The sequence below is a fragment of the Clostridium novyi NT genome, assembly GCF_000014125.1.
GTDB classification, from domain to species: Bacteria; Bacillota; Clostridia; order Clostridiales; family Clostridiaceae; genus Clostridium_H; species Clostridium_H novyi.
Window position 1 is genome coordinate 1,742,708 of record NC_008593.1, and the last position, 26,801, is coordinate 1,769,508.

The window sequence follows — 26,801 nt, forward strand, 5'->3', positions numbered from 1 at the left end:
TAAAAAAATAAAATCAATTGTTTATGCTTCTTTATTACACTCATCTTTCCAATCTTTCCATTCATCTATAGCCATTTTAGCTAATTTATCGATTTCATCCACAGTATTTATATACTCTTCTATGCTTATATTCCCGTAATTTTTTAAAGCCCTAATAAGTTCTTCCTCATATATTATACTTACTACCTTCATATCATCATTTAAAATAGTAAATAAATTATACTTATTTTTATCAACTATTCCTAAAGCATCTAAAAGATTTTTCTTATAGTGTATTGAAACACTTCTATTTTCCATATATCCTTTTTTTATAAATTTATATTTTTTCTTTACTATATCTCCCATAATTAAATAAACTATCCTTTCTTTTTCTTTATATGAAATAATAACTATGAAAATCCCTATAATACCTATGCTAATATTTTTCATGCCAAGCACTGTTGAAATGCAAAAATAGACATATATAAGCATTCCAATAACCAAACTTATATTTACGGTTATTTTATTAGCTCTTTTGTAAAATGTCTTCATGGCTAAAATATCTCTTAATATCCTGCCTCCATCTAAAGGAAGTGCAGGTATCAAATTAAAAGTACCTAAAGCTAAATTACTTATATATAGTAACTGCAGGTACTCACTTGAAAACTTTATATTCAAAAAATAGCCTATCATAGCAAAAATTAAATTGAATAAAGGTCCACTTAAAGATATTATTAAATCTTCCTTAGGATCGGCTTCATCTAAATCTCTAAGTTTTAAGACAGCCCCTATTGGAAGAATCTCTATACCAAACCCCTTAAATCCTAACTTTTTTGCCGTTATATAATGTACCATTTCATGAAAAAACACAAATATAAATGATACAATCATTTTTCCTTTAAAACCTATGATTAAGAGTATAATAATATATGGTATAGAAAGCTTACTTATTTTAATCATTAACTGCTTTTCTTTTTGTATATTCATTAATTTTTATTTTCCAAAACTTTTTCTAATCCCTTATCTTGACCCATAAATAATATCTTAAATCCCATGGAATCTCTTTTACCATTAATATAATTTTCTGCTATAATATCTCCTTTTTTTACTTCATCACCTTTTTTAACTAAAATCTTATTTAAACTAAAATATTTACTTTCAATTCCCTCACCATGATCTATCAATATATAATTTCCACATTCACCATCTTCACCACATTCTTTAACTTTTCCATCATAACTTGCTGCAATTTCTCCTTTTTCAGTTACTTTTAACTTTATTCCATCTTTATTTTCTTCTATAGTTCCCTCAGTTGGTAACTTAAACTTTTGCTTTATCTTTTCTTTTATTGTCTGTCCTCCTGCAAATTTCACCTTAGCCTTTTCCATGATTTCTAAAGCGATATCTTGTACACTTTTATTTCTATCTATATGCTTAACACTATTAATTACTTTTCTATAATTAAAATCTTTATTAACAACATCTTTACAATAACTATATGCTGTCTTTGTCTGTGGAGTTACTACAAATCTGCACATAAGCACAAACAATAACATAACAAAAACCCCTGTTAAATCTTGGATTATCCTTCTTGCAATAAAACTTTTATTTTTTTTATGCCCCAAAACTTTATTGCTATTACCGTGTCTCTTCATATTATAATTTGATTTATTTGTAAAAGTTTTATAGTAATTCTCATACTGAGAATTATAGTTTCCCATTATCTTCCCCCCTTATATTAGATTTAACTACTATAAATATATATTTATATTTTTTATTTTCTATTACATTAAATTTGGGTAAGTATTTTATTTGTTCTAAAAATAAAAATCTAAGATAACCTACTTTATTATTAAGTAGATTATCTTAGATTTTTATATATTTAAATTATATATAATTATTTATCCATTAATAAAACAAGATTCTTCATACTTATATCCAGAGCCTTTGCAGAATGTGTTATAATACCACATGAAATATAATCAACTCCAGTATTTGCTATGTCTCTTATAGTTTTTAAATTTACATTTCCAGAAGCCTCTACAATAGCTTTTCCATTAATCATTTTAACAGCTTTTTTCATAGCATCAATATCCATATTATCTAACATTATTATATCTGCCTTTGATTCTAAAGCTTTTTGTACTCCCGTTAAATTTTCAACTTCAACTTCAATTTTTCTTACAAAAGATACACTATTTCTTACTAACTCTATAGCTTTTTTTATACCCCCTGCTGCATCTATATGATTATCTTTTATAAGCACGCCATCGGACAAACTAAATCTATGATTATACCCTCCACCTACTTTTACTGCATATTTTTCAAAAACTCTAAGATTAGGTGTAGTTTTTCTTGTATCTAATAACTTAGCTTTTGTCCCTTTTATCTCCTTAACAAATTTATTTGTTATAGTTGCTATTCCACTGATTTTTTGAAGCATATTAAGAGCCACTCTCTCACCAGTAAGTATACTTCTAGTATTTCCTTTAATTTTTGCTATAAGTTGAGAACTACTAACTTCATCTCCATCTTTAACTAAAGCTTTAACCTCTACATTTCCTAGCAAAGTAAATACCCTTTCAAATACATTAAGACCAGCTATTATGCCCTCTTCTTTTGCTATTAAATCTACAGAAGCTATACTGCTTTTTCCAACAATAGCTTCCGTGGTTATATCTTCATAGAAATTATCCTCTTTTAGTGCTTCTATTAAAAATTTATCAATTATAAACCAATTCATCTTTTATATCCTCTCTAATTTTAATAAATTCTTTCTTAATAATTTCATTATTTTCAATTATAAGTTTCTCAGCTTCATTTATAGTCATATTATTTTTTAAATTATTTAAACTTAGCTTGTCTATATTTTTATTTATATAATTGGCTCCTCTTCTTGAAAAAACTAAGGCCTCTAAAAGTGAATTACTAGCAAGCCTGTTAGCTCCATGAACTCCTGTACAACTAGTTTCCCCACAAGTAAATAAATTTTTCATAGATGTTCTACTATCTATATCTACATGTATTCCTCCCATAAAATAATGCTGTACAGGGCTTACTGGTATCTTATCTTTGGTTATATCTAATCCTTTTGTTTTGCACTGACTGTATATTAAAGGAAATCTATTTATAATAAATTCTTTAGATTTATGAGTTATGTCTAAGTATACACAAGGTGAATTGTTTTTTTTCTCTTCCATCTTTATAGCTCTTGCCACAACATCTCTTGGAAGCAGTTCATCTACAAATCTCTCTCCCTTATTATTTAAAAGATAAGCTCCTTCTCCTCTTAGCGATTCAGAAATTAAAAATCTTCTACCCTCTTTTTCTCCTTCATAAAGAGCTGTAGGATGAAATTGTATATAATTCATATCTTTTAATTTTATATTGTGTCTTATTGCTATAGAAAGTGCATTTCCCTTTAATATTCTTTGATTAGTAGAACTTTTAAATAAACCACCTATTCCTCCTGATGCAAAAACTGTAATTTTAGCATTTATATTTATTACGTCACCTTTTGTTATAACAACTCCTCCGTAGCATACATTATCCTTTTCAATAATATCTACTAAAAAAGTATCTTCACATATTATAATATTTCTCCTCTTTCCCACTTCTTTTAATAATCCTGTAAACACTCTTTTACCTGTTTCATCAGCACAATGAACTATCCTATTTACTCTATGAGCTCCTTCCCTTGTATAATCAAGTTCTTCTCCATCCATGTCAAATCTTATTCCCATATCTAAAAGCTTACTTATGTTGTACTTTGACTCATGTACTAAAACTTTTACCGATTCTAAATCATTTTTATACCTTCCTGCCTTTAATGTATCTTCAATGAAGAACTTTTTATCCTTATCATTTATAGCTGTAGATATTCCGCCTTGAGCAAGATAAGAATTGCATTCATCAATTTTATTTTTAGTAATCATAACTATTTTTAAATCTTTTCTTAAATTCAAAGCAGTATAAAGTCCTGCTATACCCGTGCCTACTATTAATACATCTACCTCCATATTAAATCCCCCTATAAACTATGCATTTTTTCCAATGCCCTTACTGCTTTTCTTTTTATATTTTCATCTATTTTCACCTCATTATTATAATTTTTAAGGCAAGTATAAATTTCCTTAATTGAATTCATTTTCATATTTGAACAATGCATATCTAACATATAAAATTCTTTATCTGGGTTTTTCTTTTTTAGTTCATGTATAACTCCACATTCTGTGACTATAAGATATTTTTTACTATTACTATTTTGTGCAAAATTTATGATTCCTTTTGTACTTCCTATATAATCTGCTAACTCTCTAACTTCCTTTCTACACTCTGGATGGACTAAAACATTAATATCATTACCATATTCCTCCTTAGCTTTTATAATATCCGAAGCTTTTATTTTATTATGAACATAACAATACCCATCCCATAATATAATTTTCTTATTTGGTGTATTCTCTTGTATATATGATCCCAAATTTTTATCTGGTAAAAATATTATCTCATTACTTTCTAAATTATTAACTATCTCAATTGCATTTGAAGATGTGCAACATACATCAACCACAGACTTAACCTCTGCAGTAGAATTTATATAGCAAACTACTTTAGCATTTGGATGTTTTTCCTTTAGTTTTAAAACATCCTCCTTAGTAATCATATTAGCCATAGGACAAATCGCCTTTGGAGTTGGAAAAATAACTTTTTTATTAGGCGATAAAATTTTGGCACTTTCCGCCATAAATTTCACTCCACAAAATACTATAGTATCTTCTTTGCATTTTTCTCCTACATCAATTAAAAAATAAGAATCCCCTATGTAATCCGCTACTTCTTGTACATCTTTAGGCTGATAAAAATGTGCTAAAATAACTGCATTTTTTTCTTTTTTTAATTTCATAATTTTATCTTTTAAATCAATTTCCATTCATTACACGCCCTTCTACACCTTATAATTTAATATATACACATGTGTATATACACCTTAAATAATATACCATTTAATTTAATTTTTATCAATATATTTTATAACCATTTTTATACTTATTTTACACTTTAAATCTTGGTATATAACATAATATTTTCCATAATATATTGTGAGTTTATACCAAGTAATATATTATATAAATATATTATCTAATGAGGAGGTAATTAATAATGAAAATAAAATTTAAAAAACCATTTAATAATCCCGTTATACGTATAATATATTTTGTATCTATAGTTTTAATTGCCATATATTTGTTTCAAACATATGGATCTAATAAAGGAGAAATTATTGAATGTAAGAACTGTTATTGTTTTAAAGATCAATGGAATAATATAAAAAATAATCCTTCTATAAATAAAAATGCAAAGGTTTTAAGTTGTTGGTTATATTATGACAAAGCCTCTCCTAAACCCGCTCTTAAAATCATGTTAATAAATAAAAATAAGTTTCATAGATTTCAATACGTTGATGCTATATGTAAAAATGATGAGATTGTACTAGAGTTTAATGGAACTTATAAAAATTTAGAAAATGAATTTTCTAAGGGGATTTCAACAGATGAATTTATGACTTCCCTTGATACAGTTTGGAAAAATGCACATAACATTTTCAAAACACCTAGTTCTAAATATAGTTTATTCGTTACATCAAAACACTCTAACTCTATAACTAAACAATCCAATGCATTCTATATTGGTAAAAATGGTGCTTTAACAAAAATTTCTGAAAAAGATTTTCCATTAAATGATGTTAACTATATGAATTGCTCAAAATTAGATGAACAAGATAAATCTTCGGAAAATGCCTGTATAATTTTTAAATAATATAATATAGTTTACAAATTTGCATAAATACTTTATACTTAGAACTATAAAACATAATATTTAATCGTTTGCGGGGGAGCCTTGAGCTGAGAAGGATAAAACCTGACCCTTAGAACCTGATGTAGTTAGTACTATCGTAGGGAAGCAACTAGACTAATTGAATTAACATAACATGAAAACTTATTTTGTGTTATTTATTAGTATAAGCCTTCTTACATAGAAGGCTTATTTTTTTATATTAAATTGTTAAGGGGATGGATAAACTATGAATTACACAACACAAATGGATGCTGCTAAACGTGGCATAGTAACTAAGGAAATGGAAATAGTAGCAAAAAAAGAATGCATGGAAATTTCTAAATTAATGAATTTAGTAGCTACAGGTCAAGTAGCAATTCCAGCTAACAAAAATCATAAATCTTTAAGTCCAGAAGGAGTTGGACAAGACTTAAAAACTAAAATCAATGTAAATCTTGGTATTTCAAAAGATTGCTATAACATAGATGCTGAACTTGAAAAAGTAAAAAAAGCTGTAGAAATGAAGGCTGAAGCCATTATGGATCTTAGTTGCTACGGAAAAACTGAAGAATTTAGAAGAAAACTTATAGATATGTCTCCTGCTATGATTGGGACAGTTCCAATGTACGATGCAATTGGTTTTTATGATAAAGAACTTAAAGATATAACTGCCGAAGAATTACTTGCTGTTGTTGAAAAACATGCAAAAGATGGAGTTGACTTTATGACAATTCACTGTGGAATCAATCGTGAAACAGCAGAAGTTTTCAAAAGAAATCCTAGACTTATGAATTTAGTATCTAGAGGCGGAAGTTTACTTTTTGCTTGGATGCAATTAAATAATAAAGAAAATCCTTTCTATGAACACTTTGACAAAGTACTAGATATATGTGAAAAATATGATGTTACTATAAGTCTTGGAGATGCTTGTCGTCCTGGATGTATAGAAGATTCTACTGATCCTAGTCAAATAAAAGAATTAATAACTTTAGGAGAACTTACTAAACGTGCATGGGAAAGAAATGTCCAAATTATAATAGAAGGACCTGGACATATGTCTTTAAGTGAAATTAAAACAAATATGCTTCTTGAAAAGAAATTATGTCATAATGCTCCTTTCTATGTTTTAGGACCTATAGTAACAGATGTGGCTCCTGGATATGATCATATTACAAGTGCCATAGGTGGTGCTATTGCAGCTTCATTTGGTGCTGACTTCTTATGCTATGTAACACCTGCTGAACATCTTAGACTTCCAAACATAGATGATATGAAAGAAGGTATAATTGCAACTAAAATAGCCGCTCATGCAGCAGACATTGCTAAAGGTATTCCTGGAGCAAGAGACTGGGATAACAAAATGAGCAGAGCTAGACGTGATTTAGATTGGGATACTATGTTTGAGCTTGCAATTGATCCTGAAAAAGCTAAACGTTATAGAGCTGAATCTATACCAGAAGATGAACATACTTGTACTATGTGCGGAAAAATGTGCGCAGTTAGAAACATGAATAAGGTCATGGATGGTAAAAACATAAATATTTTAAGAGAAGATGACTAATAAGTCATACAAAATATAGCCTCCAAAAGCTATTGACTATCATTATAGCCAATAGCTTTTTATTTTGACTATTCGCTTTTTATTTCATATTTTGTATATTTATAGTAGAATATAATACATAGGAGGTACGTATCATGAATATTAGTAAAACTATAAGATCTCATTTTCAAAATAAATCTTTAAACTATATAAAATCTCATTATGGAAAATACATAAAAAGAAAACGTAACTTATCTAAAATAAAGAATTTTTTTAAGCATGCTTACGACTCATCTAATTCAGTAGATGACAGTACATGGGCAGATTTAAATATGGATGATGTATATTGTAGTATAGATAGAACATTTTCCACACCAGGTGAACAACATTTATATAAAGTTTTAAGAACTCCACTGTATGACAAATCTTTATTAGAAAAACGTAATGAACTAATCTCTTTTTTTCAAGATAATAGCTCAATTAGAGAAAAAATATCTTTAATATTACATAATCTTGATAAAACCGATAGCTATGTAGACTCCATTTTTTTTGAAGAAACAACAAACTATCCAAAGTACAAAATACTTTGTTATGTTTGTTCATTTTCTTTTATATTGTCCTTGTTTATGTGTTTATTTTGGGGATTTTCAAGATTCGGTATGATTGCCCTTTCACTATCATTTATAAATATGTTCATTCATTATAGTCTTAACAAAGTCATAAGAGAACAAGTTTTATCTATGGTTTATTTAGGAAACACCATAAGTGCCGCTGCAAGTATACTATACCTTAACTGTAAACAATTAAAGGAATATAACAATAAGTTAAATTCACTACTAAAAACTTTAGACCCTATACGCAAAAACACCTTTACTATAAATAGAATTGAAACTCTAGATATTGTAGGTGACTATGTAAACATAATGTTTCTTATTAAAGAAATCAACTACTTTAAATCTATAAGTACATTAATTAAGCATAAAAAAGATTTGTTAGATTTATATTTGATTATTGGTAAAATAGATACTCTTATATCTATAGCTTCTTTTAGAGACGGATTACCTAAATATACAAAACCAAATTTCGTTGATAATAGTAAATTTCTAAGTGTAACTAACTTAGAACATCCACTAATACAAAATGCTATACCTAACTCTATAGATATAAATAATTTTGGAATTATAATAACCGGCTCAAATATGTCAGGTAAGTCCACATTCTTAAGAACAGTTGGCGTTAATGCACTTTTAGCTCAAACTATATATACATGTATTGCTGATTCTTATTCTAGTAGTATTTTCAATATAATAACATCAATTAAACCTGGTGATGATCTACTAGGCGGAAAAAGTTATTACCTTGCAGAAGCAGAGGCATTGCTTAGAATAATAAATGCAAGTAATGAAAATATACCTTGTCTTTGTATGATTGACGAAATATATAGAGGAACAAATCCTATAGAAAGAATAAATGCATCATGCGAAATATTAAATTACCTCTCATCCCATAATGCTTTAACATTAGTTGCAACTCATGATTTACAACTTACAAAAATGACTAATGGATATAAATGTTATTACTTTAAAGAAGATGTTACAAACACCGGTCTTACATTTGATTACAAAATAAAAGAAGGTATATCTCCTACTAGAAATGCTGTAAAAATACTAAAATTTCTAGGATATCCTAGTGAAATAATAAATAAAACAGAAGAAAGAATAAAAGCCGTTGAATGATTTAATCATTTAACGGCTTTTATGATAATTATAAATAAATTACTACTTATTATTTCAGGAATCCTTTTAATATAGTTTCTTCTGCTTCCTTCTCTGTAAGTCCAAGTGACATAAGCTTCATCAATTGTTCTGAAGCTATTTTACCTATGGCAGCTTCATGAATTAATTCTGCATCTTCACATCTAGCATCAAGAGCTGGTATTGATGTAACTCTAGCATTACCCATTATGATTGAATCACATTCTATGTGTCCTCTTGATTTATTTTCACCATTCATCATAAAGTAGAATGTTTGTCTTGAATTATCCTTAGCTACTGAACGAGATACTATTTGTGCTGATGAATCTTCTCCTTTAAGATTTATGTTAACCTTAGAATCAGCAACTTGATCTTCATCAGTAAAAATTCTCTCAGTTACAATTAAATGAGCATTTTTATGAAGATTTATAGTTAATTCTTTTTTACTATTATCTACCCCTTTTATTTGAACTAAATCCATTTCAAATGTAGAATCTTCTCCAACTTCAATTACAGTAGTTGTATTAAATACTTTTTGAGATTTTCCATCACTTTCTGCATAGTGCTTCTCTATATACTTAACATGACAATTCTTTCCTACATGTACATCATGAACTCCTTCATGTTCTGTAGTTTGAGCTGTACAGTTATGTATTCCACATCCGGCAACTATATTTACATCTGAGTTATCCCCTACTTTAAAAGTATTATATACCTTATCAGTAGCATTGACATCTGTAACTATAACTGGTACATGGACACTTTGTTTTTTAGTATTTGGGGCAACGATTACATCTAATCCTGATTTTTCTTTTTTACTTTTTATACTTATATTCATTGTTGTATTTCTACTTACGGACTCACCATTACTTCTTATATTGTGCGCCCCTTTATATAAATCAGTAGTATCATCTATCTTACTTAATATCTTTTCTTGTATTGATTCTGACATCTCTTCTACCTCCCAGTTTCACAGGTTCCACAATAATCACAAGCTGCCTGAGCCTTTATCTCACTTATAATTTCTTCTTTGCTTGTAGTTTTTTGTATTTTTCCATTAGACAAAACAATTACTTCATCTGCTAAATTAATTATTCTTTCTTGGTGAGAAATAATAACTATTGTAGTATTTCTTTCTTTATGCATATTAGTAAATGTTTCAACTAATCTTTGAAAACTCCATAAGTCAATTCCTGCTTCTGGTTCATCAAAAATTGCTAACTTTAAATCTCTAGCAAGTACTGATGCTATTTCAATTCTCTTTAATTCCCCACCTGAAAGGCTTGAATTAATCTCTCTATCTATATAATCCTTAGTACAAAGTCCTACATTATTTAATAATTCATGAACATCAACTTTTTCCTTAGAATCTTTTCCTGCAAGATTTAAAAGCCCTCTTACTGTCATACCTTTAAAATGTGGTGGCTGTTGAAATGCATAACCTATTTGTTTATTAGCCCTACCTGTTATATCTAGTTTTGTAATATCTTCTCCATCTAAAATTATATTACCTGATGTAGGTTTATATATACCCATCATCATTTTACATAAAGATGACTTTCCCCCACCATTAGGTCCTGTAATAACATAAATTTTATTATCTTGTAATGTTAAATTTATGTTATCTAAAATACTAATTTTTTTATCATTTTCTTCAACTTCTAATGATAAATTTTTAAGTTCTAGCATTTGTTCTTCCCCTTTTCTAGATTTTATAGTATGTATACTAATACAAAACAAAACTGCTTTTAAAAAGCAGTTTTATAAATTTCACAAAGAAACATATAAATAAAATACTATTTAAGTATCTCTACTATTTTTAATGAGTAATTACTTTTCTTAGCTGTTTTCTTATTAAAGAAGTGTAATATTGTATATGATATTACAAGTGCAACTATACCCACTAAAAAGCTTAACATTTCATAATTACTATATCCAGCTTGTGAGAATACTTTAATGCCTATAGCTATACCACATATCATCATAACTAGTGGAAATACATATACTAAAGCTAGCATTTTATTAAAAGTTTTTTGCTCCATTTCAACCTTTACCTTATCTCCAACTTTTGCTCCTGCGGTATTTTCTATTTCAGTAGTTATTGATGCTGCTGAACATGCTGCCTTACAAGTAGCACAGTTATCTCCACATCCTGATTTTCTTTTAAAAACTACTGAAGCATAGTTACCATTTACAGAAGTTATGTACCCTACTTCTGTCATATTTATCAACTCCTACACGCTGTTTATATACTAGTTTATTATAACATATATTATTTTTTTTTCTAATACTTTTAATATAAAAAATATTAAATAAAAACAGTGTTAAGAAAGCTCCCTTAACACTGCTTTTTTATTTTTAATCTTTAATATTATTAAACTATTCCTTGAGCAAGCATTGCTTCAGCTACTTTTATAAATCCTGCAATATTAGCTCCAACAACTAAGTTATCTTTATGACCGTATTCTTCTGCGCATCTAACTGCATTACTATAGATGTTTTTCATTATGTTATGTAATTTTTCATCTACTTCTTCAAATGTCCAAGAATATCTAATGCTATTTTGAGACATTTCAAGTGCTGATACAGCAACTCCACCGGCATTAGCTGCTTTTGCAGGTGCAAATAATATTCCATTTTGAAGGAATACTTCAACAGCTTCTAAAGTTGATGGCATGTTTGCTCCTTCACCTACTGCTATTACTCCATTTTTAACTAATGTTTTAGCATCTTCTTCATTTAACTCATTTTGAGTTGCACATGGAAGAGCTATATCACAAGGTATGTTCCAAACTCCTTTTCCTTCATGATATTCAGCTTCAGAATGGAACTTAACGTATTCTTTAATTCTCTTTCTTTCTACTTCTTTTATTTGTTTTACTGTGTTTAATTTAATACCATCTTTATCATATACATATCCATTAGAATCACTACAAGCAACAACTATTCCGCCTAATTGTTGAACCTTTTGAATTGCATAAGTTGCAACATTACCAGAACCTGATACTACAACTCTTTTACCTTCAAAGTTCATTCCTTTTCCTTTTAGCATTTCATCTACAAAGTAAACAAGACCATATCCTGTTGCTTCTGTTCTTGCAAGACTTCCCCCGAAAGTTAATCCCTTTCCAGTTAATACTCCTGCTTCATACATGCTTCTGATTCTCTTGTATTGACCGTACATGTATCCAACTTCTCTTCCACCTACACCAATATCTCCAGCTGGAACATCTGTGTCTTGTCCTATGTACTTATAAAGTTCTGTCATGAAGCTTTGGCAGAATCTCATTATTTCTCCATTGCTCTTTCCTTTTGGATCAAAATCAGATCCACCTTTTCCTCCACCTATTGGAAGACCTGTAAGTGAGTTCTTGAATATTTGTTCAAATCCTAAGAATTTTATTATACTTAAGTTTACACTTGGATGAAATCTTAATCCACCTTTGTAAGGTCCTATAGCACTGTTAAATTGAACTCTAAATCCTCTGTTAACTCTTACTTTACCGTTATCGTCAACCCAAGGAACTCTGAACATGATTTGTCTTTCAGGTTCAACTATTCTATCTAAAATCCCATTTTCAATGTATTCAGGATGTTTTTCCATTACAGGTACTAAAGAGTTTAATACTTCTTTAACTGCTTGGTGAAATTCATCTTGACCTGGGTTTCTTTGTAATAATTCTTCAAATACTTGTTGTACATATTTGTTAGCGTCCATTAAATAAACCTCCTACAAATTTATTAATTTTAGTATATAATATCATATAATTATTAAAAATAATATATGTTTTATTGAGTTTTAATTAATTTTTTATCCCTTTATTTATTAAATTATTAAATTCATTAAGAAGAAAATTTTTATTTTTCTAAAAAGCATAAAGATTCTGCAAGTTATATATTACAGAATCTTTTAATTTAATAGAATTACTTTATATTACCATTTATAAAGCAATGCAGACATACTATATCCACCTGCTACAGAACAAAAAATACATATGTCCCCTTCTTTAAATGGTCCTTCTTGTAATTTATCGTCTAAAGCCATTATAGGACTAGTTGGTCCAGTATATCCATATTTATTTGCTATAAAAATAGCTTTATCTAAATCAACATGTAACTTTCTCATTGTAGTCTCTAATTCTTCTCTTGAAAATTGAGACATGAAATAATGTTCAACATCTGTTGGTTTTAAGCCATTGTCTTTTAATAACTTTTTTATTAATATAGTCCAATTTTTTGAAAGAAAGTCTACAGAAAAAGGTTTCCATGACATTTTTCTTTCATATTCACTTATTCCTTCTTTAGGAATATTTGATAATCCACATGCAGGAAATCTTATATTTTCATTGTAACTGTCATCTGTGAATGCTCTTGATCCTAAAAATCCACATTCTCTCTCTTCTTCTCTCGATTCAAGTATAATAGCTGAAGCCCCATCTCCAATTGTAGAATACACAACTATATCATCTTCTCGAGCAAACGGGCTTATAAGTAAAGACCCTACTACTAATACTCTTTTATAATTTTTATCAGTCTTTAAAAATTTAGTTCCTATATCTATTGCATGTAACATTCCTATACAATCACAGTTAACATCGAAAACAGCCTTAGCTCTATGAGCATTTAATCTATTTCTAATTATAAGTGCACAACAAGGTGTTAAATATTCAGGAGTATCACTAGCAGATATTATCATATCTATATCCTCTGAAGATAAATTAGCTTTTTTTAAGGCTTCTTCTGCAGCTTTAACAGACATTGTTATGGCGTTTTCATTTTCTTCAGCTAAAGTTAACTTTTCTCTTCCAAGTTTATCCATAAGACCTTTTGCCTTATTTTCAATATCAAAATTTTTAAAATGTTCAACAAAATATTCATTTTTCAAAATTCTTTTTGGATGATAGCTTCCAACCCCTACTATATGTACGTTATTAAACATGTCTTCATCTCCTAATCAAATTAAATATAATTATTGTCACGAGTACAATGATTATATAAATAAAAATTTCCATGATTTATATATTATATATTTTTCTTATATATAATTCAACAATATTGGAATTATATAACACCTACTTGTCTTCTTTCAATATTTCTTCAACCTTTTCTTTTAAATGATAGTGTATCTTTTTTGATTCTATTTTACTCATTGACTCAATGTAAATTTTAAATAAAGGTTCACTACTATCTGGAAGAATAAGTATCCAATAGTCTTTATACTTGATTTTTATTCCCTCTACAATGTCCATAACATTACTCTTAGTTTTTTCAACTAATTTTCTCATTACTTCTGCTTTTTTATTCCAAGGACAATATATTTGTTTTTTATGATTATAATATTTAGGTAATACTTTTATAATCTTTGACAATTTTATTTTGTATATAGCCATTAAATTTAGTGTGAAAATTATTGTTGCCATGGCATCTAATGTAAGTAAATATTCATTTATTACTTCTAATATAGAAAGATCTTTTTCATTATTAATATATGCATTTAATATTTCTCCTCTATCAATCTTTGTTGTTATAAATTTAACTCCAAACATTTGTGCAATTTCACCCATAGCATTAGATGATTTTATAGGTACAACTAGAGTTTTGAATTTACCCATTTTTAACATAACAAAAGATTTCAAAATCTTGTATCTTTCATCTTTTATAACATTTCCTTTTTCATCAATTATTATAGCATTTTCTCCCTGGTCATCTATATAAACACCCATATCAAGTGCATTTTTAAGTACAAACTTCTTCATTTCCTGCAAATCATATTTTTTATTATATATAATAGTTTTTACATGAATTTTTTCTGATATTTTTTTTATTATATTTATAATATTTTTATTTCTACAGCTAATTATTATACTATAGTTTTGCTTTGCTATATTTTCTACGTCTAATCTATCTAGTATATTAATTATATAGTTACTGTATATTTGTTCTTCACAATACTTTACTTTTTTTATTTTATAAGCAGTTACTCTTCTAAAATTTTCTCTATTAAAATTGCTCTCTATTTTTCTCTTTAGATTTTTATTAATTTCTAACCCTCTTTTGTCTAAAAAGATTATACTTACCTTTTCTGGATTATCTTTATCTATATTTATTTTTATGGCTCCATCGGCTTTTAAATCAACAACCGCATGTCTTATAATATTGTTTGGCATAACATTTAAATCATATACTTTTACTCCCATTGATAAAAGCCCTGTAATTACAGAATATTTAAACATATTAGAGGAAGCAGTATTATCATTACAACCAACAACTATTTTTTTATTTTTACTTAGAACAGATGCAGCAATTGATGATAGCTTGGACACAAGTTCAGGCGTTATATCAACATTTATTATTCCAGTTACACCATTCCTATTAAAAATAGTTTTTGAATATTTATTACCCCACTTATAGTTAGAACTTAATATGGAACCTGGATTTATTAATTTGTTTGGCCATATTTTTACCCTAGGCTTTACTATAACCTTATCTTCTATTAATGTATTGTCTCCTACTACTGCATTTTCAAATATAGATGTTTTATATTTTACTTTTACATTCTTCCCCAACATGCCACCCCTTATTTGACATCCATTTCCTATATAACAATTAGTAAAAGTTATACTTCTTTTTATAGTAGCATTAGAACATACTATGTTATTACTTCCTAAGATAGTGTTAGGACCTACTTCAGCATAAGAATGTATACTTGTATTATCTCCTATAAATACTGGTGGTATTATTTTTGCTTTAGGACTGATTTCACAATTACGCCCAATCCATATGTTTTGTTCCCTTTCCTTGCCATCTAATTTTACTTTTATAATGCCATTTAACAAATCTAAATTACATTTATGATATTCATTAAAGTCTCCTATATCACACCAATATTCACTTATGGTATAGGAAAATATTCTTTTATTTTTTATTAATAAAAGAGGAAATAAATCTTTACTAAAATCAAATTGTTTATTTTTATCATAATATTTTAATACATCTGGCTCTAACACGTATACCCCTGTATTAACTTTATCACTGAACACTTCACTCCAGCCAGGCTTTTCTAAAAACTTTATAATTCTTCCTTCATTATCAGTAATAACAACTCCATATTCTAAAGGGGTATTAACCTTTTTAGTAACAATTGTTACCTGTGCATTTTTACTTTTATGATACTTTACTACTTTTCTTAAATCTAAATTGATAAGTGCATCTCCACTGATTACAATAAAAGTATCATCGAGAAATTCCTCTGCATTTTTTACACTTCCTCCAGTTCCAAGAGGCATATCTTCTATAAAATATTTTATATTGACTCCAAATCTACTTCCATCTTGAAAATAGCTCATTATTTCATCTGCTAAATATTGAAGAGTTATAGCTATATCCTTAATTCCACTGTTCTTTAATAGCTCTATTATATATTGTATAGCAGGTTTATTTACAATTGGCATCATAGGTTTTGGTATATTACAAGTTAGAGGTCTTAATCTATTTCCTAGCCCTCCAGCCATAATTACTGCTTTCATAAGCTCACCTCTTATAATACTTTTTTATTTTCCCATTCTGTTCCTTTCACCTCATCTAAAATAGACTGGTACATATTAACTGTAGTCAATGCAATATTTATCCAAGAATAATTTTCAACAACACTGCTAAATCCTTTTTCTCTTAGCTTCTCTGCAAGTCTATTATCACTTAAAACCTCTAGTATATTATCTTTTAAACTAGAAGATGAGCCACATATAAATTTCATGCCATTTACTTTATGATTTATTATTTCTGAAAATCCACCAATATCAGATACAATTACAGGACATTTTGCAGCCATAGCCTCTAGTGCAACTATTCCAAAAGGTTCATATAAGGATGGAAAAACCGCAATATCAGCTACACTATATAATTTCTTTTTCTCATTATCGCTTATATATCCCGTGAAAATTACCTTGTTAGAATGTCCACTATTTTTTACTTTTTCCTTTAGTTCCTCTGTCATAGGTCCCATGCCACATATAATAAATTTTGTATTTTTATGTTCTTTGATTATATCTGGAATAGCATCTACAAGAAGTTGGATTCCTTTTTCAAACACATGCCTTCCAACATATAAAATAATTTTTTCATCTTTATTTGCATATTTTCTCTTAAAGTTCTCTTTATTAAAACTTCTTTGAAATTCATTTACTTCAACTCCATTAGGTATCACCCATATTTTTTCTAATGGTGCTGAAAATAATCTACTTATCTCATCTCTCATATAGTTACTACAGGCAACTGTTTTCCATGATTCATAAACTATACTCCATTCTACAGATGATATATAGCTTTGCATTTCAGTTCTTATTCCATTATTTCTTCCATACTCTGTAGCATGTATTGTAGACACAACTGGAATATTGTACGCCCACTTTAATGTCTTTGTACTATAAGCTGAAAGCCAATCATGAGCATGTATTATGTCCACTTTTCCAATTTCTCTTATAAGTCTTATAGCTTCTTCTATCATTGCAAAATTAAGTTGCATAACCCACTTTACAAAATCATTTGTCTTAAATTTATACGGCTCAATTCTATGAACAAAAACACCATTTTTCTTTTCTTTGATTGGCGCTGTTCCTTCTTGACAAGTAATTACATGAACCTCATGTCCTATCCTTGCTAAATTTTTAGATAAATGATATACATGATTCGATAGTCCCCCTACATTTTTAGGAGGATACTCCCAAGATAGCATTAATATTTTCATATTTGTACGCTCCTTTAAATCCATATCCAATATCTTAATTATACTTTAGATAAATTTATTTTCAACCAAATTATGTAAAATCATATAATAAAAGACTTCTCATAAATTTATATTTATAAGAAGTCTTTTATCTAACTTTTATTCTTATTATTCTTTATTTTTTTTATTTTTACTTAATAAATCCCCTATAGCAGCTATACTTCCTAAAGATGATAATGTTTCATTAGGTAATATAAGCTTATTAGCTGGACTACTTGCCATTTCCTTTAGCGCCTCTACTTGTTTTAGTGCTATTACAGTTTCATTTGTTCCAGATTCTATTATAGCTTTATTTACTTGTTGTATAGCATCAGCTTCTGCCTTAGCAACAATTTCAATTGCCTTAGCTTTACCTTCAGCTTCTAAAAGTTGAGATTCTCTTAATCCTTCTGCGTGTCTTATATTAGCTTCTTTTTCAGCTTCTGCTTGAAGTATCTTTGATCTCTTTTCACCTTCTGCTCTTTCAATTTCACTTTGTCTTAAACCTTCTGCTTGTAATATTACAGCTCTTTTGTCTCTTTCTGCTTTCATTTGTTTTTCCATTGCTGCTTGAATTTCATTAGGTGGAATTATGTTTTTAATTTCAACTGATAAAATTTTTATTCCATAAGCATCTGTTATTTCATCAATTATTTCAAGTAATTTTGAGTTTATTCTATCTCTACCTGATAAAACTTCATCTAAAGACATTTCACCAACAATATTTCTCATGTTTGTAATAGTTGAATAAACTATACCTGATTTATAATCTTCTATATTGTAAACAGCATCCTTTGAGTTTAAGACCTTATAGAATATAACATTGTCTATAGATATTTTAACATTATCCTTTGTAATAACATTTTGAGGTTGGATATCTAATATTTGTTGCTTTGTAGATATTTTACGTCTTACAAAATCAACAAACGGAATTATAAAATGCCAACCTGGTTCAAGAGTTCTGTGATATTGACCAAATCTTTCAACTACATATAAGTAACCTGTATTAACTATTTTAATTGAGGTAACTATTGCAGCTAATACTATCACAAGTAAAATTATAAATACTATGAACATATATTTTTCCCCTTTCCTTATATCTTTTATATTTTATTAAATTTTCTTTATTAAAAGCTTATTTCCTTCTATACCTACTATTTTTACCGTGCTTCCCTTTTCTATTTTCCCCTGAACACTTTTTACAGTCCAGTATATTCCATTATACTTTATAATGGCTTTACTTTCTACATCTCTTTTTATAATAAATTCATCCCCAATATATTCTTCTTCCATAGTAGAAGTTGTAGGAACTGTCTTTTTTATAGTTCTTTTTATTATAGGATAACATATAACCATAAGTACAATACTAGTTATAATAAACGTTATAATTTGAATAGTAAATGAAAAATTCATTAGACTTAAAATACTAGCGATAACACCTCCAATAGTAAACCATACAAATAAAAAGCTACTAGTAGAAATATCTATTATCAAAGATAGTATAGCTATTATTATCCAAAGTATTATTTGAAATCTCATAATCCGCCCCCTAACTTTTACATTATTATTAATACTTATTATATAGTAACATTAAAAATAAATCATTAAATATTCTTTATACTTTCTTTATAACTTCTTTCTAATTAATTAATTGACAGATAAGTCTTTAAGGGTATAAAGTTTAATAAGAAACTTTAATAATTATAAATAAACGAAAAAATTATTACTATTATATAAATTAAAATATGGAGTGTGAGTTATATGAACTTTATTAGAGTTGCATCTGCATGTCCTGTAGTCAATGTTGGAGATATAAAATTTAACGTTGAAAATATAAAGAACTGTATAGATTTAGCTTTAAAAGAAAATTCTAAACTAGTTATTTTACCTGAGCTTTCTATAACAGCTTATACTTGTGCAGATTTATTTTTAAATCAAACATTAATTGAAAAATCTATGGAGGGAATTAAGGATATCTGTGATTTTTCTTTAGATAAAGATATTTTAATAGCTGTTGGGGCACCACTACTATTTAATTACTCTCTATATAATTGTGCATACATAATTTATAATGGAAAAATTCTTGGAATTGTACCTAAGAATTATTTACCTAACTACTCTGAATTCTATGAAAAACGTTGGTTTACAGAAGGTCACGACATAATTTCCGAAAAAGTTAATTTACCATTTCAAAATGATGTACCTTTTGGAATAAATCTTTTATTTACTAGTGGCAACTTTAAATTTGGATTTGAAATATGCGAAGACCTTTGGACAGTTATTCCTCCTAGTTCTTATCTTGCTTTAATGGGCGCTAACATAATAGGAAACCTTTCTGCATCAAATGAATTGGTTTCAAAAGCTGACTATAGAAAATTTGTAGTATCTTCTCAAAGTGCTAGATGTATGTCATCTTATGTTTATGCATCTTCTGGGGTTTTTGAATCTACTACTGATGTAGTCTTTAGTGGTCACTTAATGATTGCAGAAAATGGAAGAATTCTAAAATCAAATAATAGATTCCAAAGAGAAAATGAAGTTATAACTTCAATAATAGATGTTGATAAAATAAATAACATGCGTATGAAAAATCTAAGCTTTAGAGATAGCAAAAGAGCATGTCACATTAAGCCTTTAGAAATCTCATTTAACTTTAAAGATACTAACATATGTAACTTTGATAGAAAAATAAATAAACATCCTTTTGTACCATCAAATGAACATGAAAGAGAAGTACGTTCAAAAGAAATATTTAATATACAATCAGCTGGTCTTGCTAAACGTTTAAATCATACTGGTCTTAAAAAAGTTATAGTTGGCATCTCAGGTGGACTTGACTCTACCCTTGCATTGCTTGTAGCCGTTAATACTTTTGACTTATTAAAACTACCAAGGAAAAATATAATTACTATAACTATGCCAGGTTTCGGAACTACTGATAGAACATATAATAATGCAGTTGACTTATGTAAAAAGCTTGGAACTGACTTTAGAGAAATCAATATAGTTGATTCTTGTCTTCAACACTTTAAGGATATAGGTCATCCAGCAGAAATTCATGATGTAACATACGAAAATGTTCAAGCAAGAGAAAGAACTCAAATTCTTATGGACCTTGCAAATAAAGAAGCTGCTCTTTTAGTAGGTACAGGTGATTTATCTGAAATTGCTTTAGGTTGGGCAACTTATAATGGAGATCATATGTCTATGTACTCTGTAAACTGCTCTATTCCTAAGACTTTAGTTAGATACCTAGTTAAGTTCTCAGCTGAACATAACTCTGAAAAAGATATTTCAGATATATTAATTGATATACTAGATACACCAGTAAGTCCTGAACTTTTACCTAAAGATAAAGATGGAAAAATAGCTCAAAAGACTGAAGATATAGTGGGACCTTATGAATTACACGATTTCTTCTTATACTACTTCATGAGACAAAACGCCACTTTTGAAAAAATACTATACCTTGCAAAAGAAGCATTTAAAGATGATTATGATGAAGAAACTATTAAAAAATGGCTTGATAAATTCATGAGAAGATTCTTTACACAACAATTTAAACGTTCCGCAATTCCAGACGGTCCAAAGGTTGGTACTATAAGTCTTTCTCCAAGAGGAGATTTAAAAATGCCATCAGATGCTAGTTATAACATTTGGGTTGATAACAAATAAAAATAAGGAACTAGTTTTTAGGTACCAGATAAAATCTTTATCTGGTACCTTTTTTCTAATCCCTTTTATTTATAAATATCAACAACAAGTCCTGTAATATCATCTATTGTACTCGCTATACTTAAATTATCTTTTTCTTCACTTAAAAGAAGTTGTGTTAGTTCCTCTAATTTTTCATCTATAGTATCTACAGTGATAAAATATTGAGTTTGCCAAAAACTTATATCCTTTTTAACTCCGTACATGTAACTTAATACCGATTCTAAATATTCTCTTATCATTCTCTTATAAGCTGCAACATCACCATAACACTTAGTAATTGCAAGTCTATTACCCTTTTTCCTTATATCATCTAGCATCTTTTTTAATTGCTCTTGTGATTTTCTTTGATGAGCAAAACTAAAACTTTGAGAAAACCCTTTTCTATTAGCTACTTTTTTGCTTTCCGTATTAATTTGCGTACTTCTACCCACTCTAGATATTTCCATTAATTTCACCACCATATGTATTATTTATCAATATTTATATTATACAGTAAATTTATATCAAAACAACTACTACAGCTTTAAACAAATAATATTATGCTTTATAAAGAATAATATAATTATAAACAATGTAAAATACTATAATGGAGGTGAATAAATTCATGTATTTTAATAAAAATATTGAAGAAACTTTAAAAGAATTAAACACTAATATGGATACTGGCCTTACATCTGATGAAGTAAAAAATCGTCAAGAAAAGTATGGACTAAATAAACTTGCCACTGAAAAAAAAGCTACAATATTTAAACTTATTTTATCTCAACTAAATGACGCCATGATTTATATACTTATTGGAGCTGCAATCCTTTCAGCTATTGTAGGTGAAATAAGCGATTCCATTATAATCGCTATAGTAATAATATTAAACGCTGTAATTGGTGTTATACAAGAATCTAAAGCTGAAAAATCCCTAGAAGCACTAAAAAGTCTTTCTACTCCTAAAGCTATTGTAAAAAGAGATGGTATTCTTAAAGAAATTCCCTCTGAAGAAATAGTACCTGGAGATATTATAATCATAGATGCTGGCAGATATATTCCATGTGATATACGTCTTATTGAAACTGCCAATCTTCAAATAGAAGAATCCGCACTAACTGGAGAATCTGTTCCCGTGAGCAAAGATGCAACTATTACCTTAGAAAATGAAGATACACCACTTGGAGATAAAAAAAATATGGCGTTTATGTCTACACTAGCAAGCTATGGAAGAGGTGTAGGTATAGCTGTAGCTACTGGAATGGATACTGAAATAGGAAAAATTGCTTCACTTCTTAAAAATAATGAGAAAGAACTTACGCCACTTCAAAAGAAACTAGAATCTCTTGGTAAAACTCTAGGAATTGCTGCCGTTTTAATAGCTATTCTTATATTCATAATAGGATATTTTCAAAAGAGAGAACTTCTTGAATTATTCTTAACAGCTATAAGCCTTGCTGTTGCAGCTATCCCTGAAGGACTTCCTGCTATTGTAACCATAGTCCTTGCAATTGGCGTTCAAAAAATGATAAAGAAAAATGCTATAATAAGAAAACTTCCTGCTGTGGAAACTTTAGGTTCTGTAAATATAGTGTGTTCAGATAAAACAGGTACCCTTACTCAAAATAAAATGACAGTAACAAAATTTTTTATTAACGATACTCTAAGAGATATAGAAAACTTAAATATAGATGAAAGTGAAAATAAATTGCTTATTGAAAACTTGGTTTTATGTAATGATGCAACGTATTCTGAAAAAGCATCTACAGGAGATCCAACAGAAATTGCACTTATAAATATGGGTGTTAACTACAATATATTTAAAGACGAACTTCAAAATAAACATAAAAGAATAGATGAAATTCCATTTGACTCAGATAGAAAACTTATGACAACTGTAAATGAATACGATAATGAACTTTATGTTATGACTAAAGGTGCCATAGATAGCTTACTTAAAATATGTAACAAAGCTCTAATAAATGGAAACACAGTGGACTTAACAGAAGATATTAAATCTAAAATAATGGAAGCATCAAAATCTATGTCTAGTGAAGCACTAAGAGTACTTGGTGCAGCTTACAAGAAAATAAGTAATTCACACATAGAAATAGATAATCTAGAAACCGACTTAACATTTATAGGACTTGTGGGCATGATTGACCCTCCTAGACTTGAAGTTAAAGATGCAATAGAATTAAATAAAAAAGCTGGAATTTCAACAGTTATGATAACTGGCGATCATAGTGATACTGCCTTTGCAATTGCTAAAGCATTAAATATAGCAGATGATCCATCAATGGTAATGTCAGGTTCTGAACTGGATAAATTATCTGAAGAAGAACTAAGTTCTAGAATAGACAATTTAAGAGTTTTTGCTAGAGTTTCTCCAGAACATAAAGTAAAAATAGTAAACGCACTTAAAGCCAAAGGAAATATAGTATCAATGACTGGTGACGGTGTAAATGATGCTCCTTCCCTAAAAATAGCAGATATAGGAGTAGCTATGGGTATTACTGGTACAGATGTTGCAAAAGGTGCATCTGATATGATACTTACTGATGATAACTTTTCTACCATAGTATCAGCTATTGAAGAAGGTAGAAATATCTATAATAATATAAAAAAATCTATACTATTTTTATTATCCTGTAATAGTGGTGAAATCGTGGCTATATTTTTATCTATCCTCTTAGGATGGAAATCTCCACTAAGATCAGTGCATATACTTTGGATAAACTTAATTACAGATTCACTTCCTGCACTAGCATTAGGTGTTGACCCTAAAGATGAAGATGTTATGAATCAAAAACCAAGAAGTCCTAAAGAAAGTATATTTACTGGAATACTTGGAAATCTAATTTTTAATGGTATATTAATTGGTGCTTTAACACTAATTGCTTTTCAAATAGGACTCCATAGATATTCAAACTCATTAATGCATGCGCAAACCATGGCATTTATGGTAATGAGTATCTCAGAATTAATACACGCATTAAATGTTAGAAGCACAAAAAAATCTATATTTAAAATAGGTTTATTCTCAAATAAACCATTAATATTATCCATAATTTTCGGTATAGTAATTCAAACAATTTTATTATTTATTCCTTTCCTTCGCAATGCATTTAAAGTATATAAATTAAATGTCTACGATTGGACTTGGGTTATTATTTTAAGTCTATGCCCACTTGTATTTAATGAGCTAATAAAACTATTTAAATCTTCTAAGAAATAAGTAAAGAGCTGTCACACAAAAGATTAGTGCGACAGCTCTTTACTTATAATTATATTAACAAATTTAATATTCATCAGATGTACTGCCATTTTCATAAAGCTTACATTTGAAATAGACTTCTTCAATTTTTCTATTCCATAGGATAATATATATTTGCTACATAATTTTTATTTTCTTATTCCTAAATATGAATAACACTCATACCATTTACTTTAAAACTATCCAAATCATCAGTTTCACTCCTTAAATATAAATTAAAATATTTCAACATCTTCTCCTAAATATTTCAAACCTTTTTTTAATGATTTTATTATTTCTTTCCTACTCTCTTACTTTAAGCTCATTGCTTCATTTTTCTTCATATTTTGAGTAACGCCTAATACCTTTTTTGTACTCATACATTCTTCATAAAATAAAAACTAAAAGTTTTATATTACATATCCACTATAAATCTAAGCTAATACAATCACCTTCATCAAACCCTATCACTATTTTTTTAATATTGATTTCATTAAATAATCCATATGTAGATTTTGAAATTTCTTTTATTATTAAAACAGCATATCCTAAATAAATTATATATTCGCCTATTTGTTTTATATCATTATCACTTTTCTTTAGTATTTTAGAAGCTTTATACAAGATCTCAGAATTAGCGTACATATCATCTGGCTCATATTCTAACTCCATTCTCCTCATATTTATCCACATCATATTTTAAAATATAATACTGCTTTATTTTTTCAAATTCCTCCAAGAATATTGTAACATCCCCCCTTGCTATTTCATCATATTCTTTAATTGACTTTAACATTAGTTCATGATAATTATTACAATGTCTACTAAGCTATCTGAAAAAATGTTTAATCCATTAGCCTCTATTAAAAAGTATCTGAATTCTATTGGAAATTCAGTTTGTATCATTTTTTCTAATTATTCTATTTCACTTTTTATCAACGGAACATAAATTTCATGAAGTAGGAAAAATTTTTGAATTTCTTGTTGTATCTAAGTCTCTAGTAATTTTCTAATTCTAGCATAATATCATTTATCAGATTATCTGCTGTTCTATATACAGAATCTTTATTGTTCCAGAATATAGAGGTACTTTGTTTGTCTTTTTTCATTTCTGGAATCCATTCTTCAATAAATTCATATAAATCAATACTTTTTGCTATAGTTTCTTTCCATTCATTTCTTGCACAATATTCCGCAAATTCTTTCTTAGGCCATAGTGGAATTAAAACTCTTTTATTTTCATCTATAGTCGTTACCCATCCATTATCATATAATCCCCATATTTCTTCATAGTCAACTATCTTTTTAATAAAGTACTCATATCTTATTTCTGCTGATACCTTTAAAACTGCTTCAAATTCTTTTTTATTCATCTCTATCTTACCTCCTTAGTTTTCCATACTTATCAATTCTATGTTGAATTCTATGATTTCTAATAACTTGTAAATCACTATATGCATAGCCATACCCTTTTCTCGCTTCAAATCCTCTTCTATGCGCTAATTCATATCCTTTTGGAACTCTTATAGTTCTTCTTCTACCTTTTTTAATTAGGTTTATATCTCTTTTCAATTCACCTCTTAAACTTCTTGATAACTTTAAATCTTTTACTAATTCTTTTAGTCTAGCCTGTTTACCTTTACGTCCTATCTTGGCCATACATGAATTATGCACCAAGACATTTCTATCTGATACAAAATACGTATGCCAGTCTTCTACTTCAAAGTTATATACTTTTACAGGCTTATTTAATATTTCTACATTTATTCTACTTACTTCAGTAACTTTTCCTGAATATAGAATTACCTTATCTCCTACTTTTAAATTACCTGCTTCTACCCATCCTTCTCCTATTACCCAGAATGGATGTGTTTCTGTTGTTTTTATTTCTTTTCCGTCTATATATAAATGTACTATTTTATTAGTTTCATGTACAAATATATTTTTGACTTTTTTTAATCCCTTTTCTTCCGTTTC

General features: G+C 28.3%; 24 protein-coding genes, 1 pseudogene and 1 riboswitch. Of the genes and pseudogenes, 5 read left to right on the plus strand and 20 right to left on the minus strand.

Annotation, left to right across the window (positions count from 1 at the left end; translation table 11 throughout):
- Window positions 1–21: 21 nt before the first annotated feature.
- From NT01CX_RS08125 to nadA, 5 genes are all read right to left on the minus strand, one after another.
- Complete coding sequence (locus NT01CX_RS08125) at window positions 22–966, minus strand: M50 family metallopeptidase (RefSeq protein WP_072060518.1); 945 nt, start codon at window positions 964–966, stop codon at window positions 22–24.
- The gene (locus NT01CX_RS08130; RefSeq protein ID WP_011722586.1) at window positions 966–1,700 is read right to left on the minus strand and encodes a M23 family metallopeptidase; all 735 of its coding nucleotides are present in this window, start codon (window positions 1,698–1,700) and stop codon (window positions 966–968) included. Before NT01CX_RS08130 ends, NT01CX_RS08125 begins: the two co-directional genes overlap by 1 nt.
- Window positions 1,701–1,876: 176 nt before the next feature.
- Window positions 1,877–2,722 carry a carboxylating nicotinate-nucleotide diphosphorylase gene (gene nadC / locus NT01CX_RS08135; protein ID WP_011722587.1) on the minus strand — a complete coding sequence of 282 codons (846 nt, stop codon included), beginning with the start codon at window positions 2,720–2,722 and terminating at the stop codon, window positions 1,877–1,879.
- Window positions 2,703–3,998 carry an L-aspartate oxidase gene (locus NT01CX_RS08140; RefSeq protein ID WP_011722588.1) on the minus strand — a complete coding sequence of 432 codons (1,296 nt, stop codon included), beginning with the start codon at window positions 3,996–3,998 and terminating at the stop codon, window positions 2,703–2,705. Before NT01CX_RS08140 ends, nadC begins: the two co-directional genes overlap by 20 nt.
- An 11-nt stretch (window positions 3,999–4,009) precedes the next feature.
- A complete protein-coding gene (gene nadA / locus NT01CX_RS08145; protein WP_187146707.1) occupies window positions 4,010–4,906 on the minus strand; it encodes a quinolinate synthase NadA in 897 nt (298 codons plus the stop codon).
- A gap of 236 nt (window positions 4,907–5,142) precedes the next feature.
- Here nadA and NT01CX_RS08150 point away from each other — a divergent pair, with 236 nt between their 5' ends.
- From NT01CX_RS08150 to NT01CX_RS08160, 3 genes are all read left to right on the plus strand, one after another.
- Window positions 5,143–5,799, plus strand: coding sequence for a hypothetical protein (locus NT01CX_RS08150; RefSeq protein WP_011722590.1), 657 nt, complete (start codon window positions 5,143–5,145; stop codon window positions 5,797–5,799).
- A 62-nt stretch (window positions 5,800–5,861) separates the two neighbouring features.
- A riboswitch (TPP riboswitch) is annotated at window positions 5,862–5,960 on the plus strand.
- A 104-nt stretch (window positions 5,961–6,064) separates the two neighbouring features.
- Window positions 6,065–7,378 (plus strand): phosphomethylpyrimidine synthase ThiC, encoded by a 1,314-nt coding sequence (thiC, locus tag NT01CX_RS08155; protein ID WP_011722591.1) that lies wholly within the window; start codon window positions 6,065–6,067, stop codon window positions 7,376–7,378.
- Between the two features lie 134 nt (window positions 7,379–7,512).
- Window positions 7,513–9,093 (plus strand): MutS-related protein, encoded by a 1,581-nt coding sequence (locus NT01CX_RS08160; protein ID WP_011722592.1) that lies wholly within the window; start codon window positions 7,513–7,515, stop codon window positions 9,091–9,093.
- A gap of 49 nt (window positions 9,094–9,142) precedes the next feature.
- On the opposite strand, the gene NT01CX_RS08165 is transcribed toward NT01CX_RS08160, so the two are convergent.
- The 9 genes from NT01CX_RS08165 to NT01CX_RS08205 all read right to left on the minus strand — a co-directional run bounded on the left by NT01CX_RS08165 (window position 9,143) and on the right by NT01CX_RS08205 (window position 19,411).
- The gene (locus NT01CX_RS08165; RefSeq protein WP_011722593.1) at window positions 9,143–10,063 is read right to left on the minus strand and encodes a SufB/SufD family protein; all 921 of its coding nucleotides are present in this window, start codon (window positions 10,061–10,063) and stop codon (window positions 9,143–9,145) included.
- 5 nt (window positions 10,064–10,068) lie between these two features.
- The gene (locus NT01CX_RS08170) at window positions 10,069–10,800 is read right to left on the minus strand and encodes an ABC transporter ATP-binding protein (protein WP_011722594.1); all 732 of its coding nucleotides are present in this window, start codon (window positions 10,798–10,800) and stop codon (window positions 10,069–10,071) included.
- 107 nt (window positions 10,801–10,907) lie between these two features.
- The gene (locus NT01CX_RS08175) at window positions 10,908–11,333 is read right to left on the minus strand and encodes a SoxR reducing system RseC family protein (RefSeq protein WP_011722595.1); all 426 of its coding nucleotides are present in this window, start codon (window positions 11,331–11,333) and stop codon (window positions 10,908–10,910) included.
- Window positions 11,334–11,485: 152 nt separating this feature from the next.
- Complete coding sequence (gene gdhA / locus NT01CX_RS08180; RefSeq protein ID WP_011722596.1) at window positions 11,486–12,829, minus strand: NADP-specific glutamate dehydrogenase; 1,344 nt, start codon at window positions 12,827–12,829, stop codon at window positions 11,486–11,488.
- A 216-nt stretch (window positions 12,830–13,045) separates the two neighbouring features.
- Window positions 13,046–14,050, minus strand: a complete 1,005-nt coding sequence (locus NT01CX_RS08185) for a ketoacyl-ACP synthase III (RefSeq protein ID WP_011722597.1) — start codon at window positions 14,048–14,050, stop codon at window positions 13,046–13,048.
- A gap of 133 nt (window positions 14,051–14,183) precedes the next feature.
- On the minus strand, window positions 14,184–16,637 hold the full coding sequence (locus NT01CX_RS08190; protein WP_011722598.1) for a sugar phosphate nucleotidyltransferase: 2,454 nt from the start codon (window positions 16,635–16,637) through the stop codon (window positions 14,184–14,186).
- Window positions 16,638–16,648: 11 nt separating this feature from the next.
- A complete protein-coding gene (locus NT01CX_RS08195; RefSeq protein WP_011722599.1) occupies window positions 16,649–17,854 on the minus strand; it encodes a glycosyltransferase family 4 protein in 1,206 nt (401 codons plus the stop codon).
- Between the two features lie 147 nt (window positions 17,855–18,001).
- The gene (locus NT01CX_RS08200) at window positions 18,002–18,949 is read right to left on the minus strand and encodes an SPFH domain-containing protein (protein WP_011722600.1); all 948 of its coding nucleotides are present in this window, start codon (window positions 18,947–18,949) and stop codon (window positions 18,002–18,004) included.
- A gap of 36 nt (window positions 18,950–18,985) precedes the next feature.
- Window positions 18,986–19,411: an NfeD family protein gene (locus NT01CX_RS08205; RefSeq protein WP_011722601.1), complete on the minus strand. Its 426-nt coding sequence runs from the start codon at window positions 19,409–19,411 to the stop codon at window positions 18,986–18,988.
- 222 nt (window positions 19,412–19,633) lie between these two features.
- Here NT01CX_RS08205 and NT01CX_RS08210 point away from each other — a divergent pair, with 222 nt between their 5' ends.
- Complete coding sequence (locus NT01CX_RS08210; protein ID WP_011722602.1) at window positions 19,634–21,547, plus strand: NAD(+) synthase; 1,914 nt, start codon at window positions 19,634–19,636, stop codon at window positions 21,545–21,547.
- A gap of 65 nt (window positions 21,548–21,612) precedes the next feature.
- Here the strand turns inward: NT01CX_RS08210 and NT01CX_RS08215 are convergent, their stop codons facing one another.
- Window positions 21,613–22,035 (minus strand): YaaR family protein, encoded by a 423-nt coding sequence (locus NT01CX_RS08215; protein ID WP_011722603.1) that lies wholly within the window; start codon window positions 22,033–22,035, stop codon window positions 21,613–21,615.
- 158 nt (window positions 22,036–22,193) lie between these two features.
- On the opposite strand from NT01CX_RS08215, the gene NT01CX_RS08220 reads away from it, so the two are divergent.
- Window positions 22,194–24,806: a calcium-translocating P-type ATPase, PMCA-type gene (locus NT01CX_RS08220; RefSeq protein ID WP_011722604.1), complete on the plus strand. Its 2,613-nt coding sequence runs from the start codon at window positions 22,194–22,196 to the stop codon at window positions 24,804–24,806.
- A 444-nt stretch (window positions 24,807–25,250) separates the two neighbouring features.
- Here the strand turns inward: NT01CX_RS08220 and NT01CX_RS08225 are convergent, their stop codons facing one another.
- The 5 genes and pseudogenes from NT01CX_RS08225 to NT01CX_RS12175 form a co-directional block, all read right to left on the minus strand.
- On the minus strand, window positions 25,251–25,496 hold the full coding sequence (locus tag NT01CX_RS08225; RefSeq protein WP_011722605.1) for a hypothetical protein: 246 nt from the start codon (window positions 25,494–25,496) through the stop codon (window positions 25,251–25,253).
- Complete coding sequence (locus tag NT01CX_RS12310) at window positions 25,480–25,620, minus strand: hypothetical protein (protein WP_011722606.1); 141 nt, start codon at window positions 25,618–25,620, stop codon at window positions 25,480–25,482. The genes NT01CX_RS08225 and NT01CX_RS12310 overlap by 17 nt, the downstream gene beginning before the upstream one ends.
- Before the next feature lie 202 nt (window positions 25,621–25,822).
- Window positions 25,823–26,197 carry a DUF2750 domain-containing protein gene (locus tag NT01CX_RS08230; protein WP_011722607.1) on the minus strand — a complete coding sequence of 125 codons (375 nt, stop codon included), beginning with the start codon at window positions 26,195–26,197 and terminating at the stop codon, window positions 25,823–25,825.
- A gap of 7 nt (window positions 26,198–26,204) precedes the next feature.
- On the minus strand, window positions 26,205–26,483 hold the full coding sequence (locus tag NT01CX_RS08235; RefSeq protein ID WP_039227178.1) for a polymorphic toxin type 8 domain-containing protein: 279 nt from the start codon (window positions 26,481–26,483) through the stop codon (window positions 26,205–26,207).
- Window positions 26,484–26,495: 12 nt separating this feature from the next.
- Window positions 26,496–26,786, minus strand: a pseudogene (locus NT01CX_RS12175) (polymorphic toxin-type HINT domain-containing protein); the annotation flags it as partial.
- Window positions 26,787–26,801 lie beyond the last annotated feature (15 nt).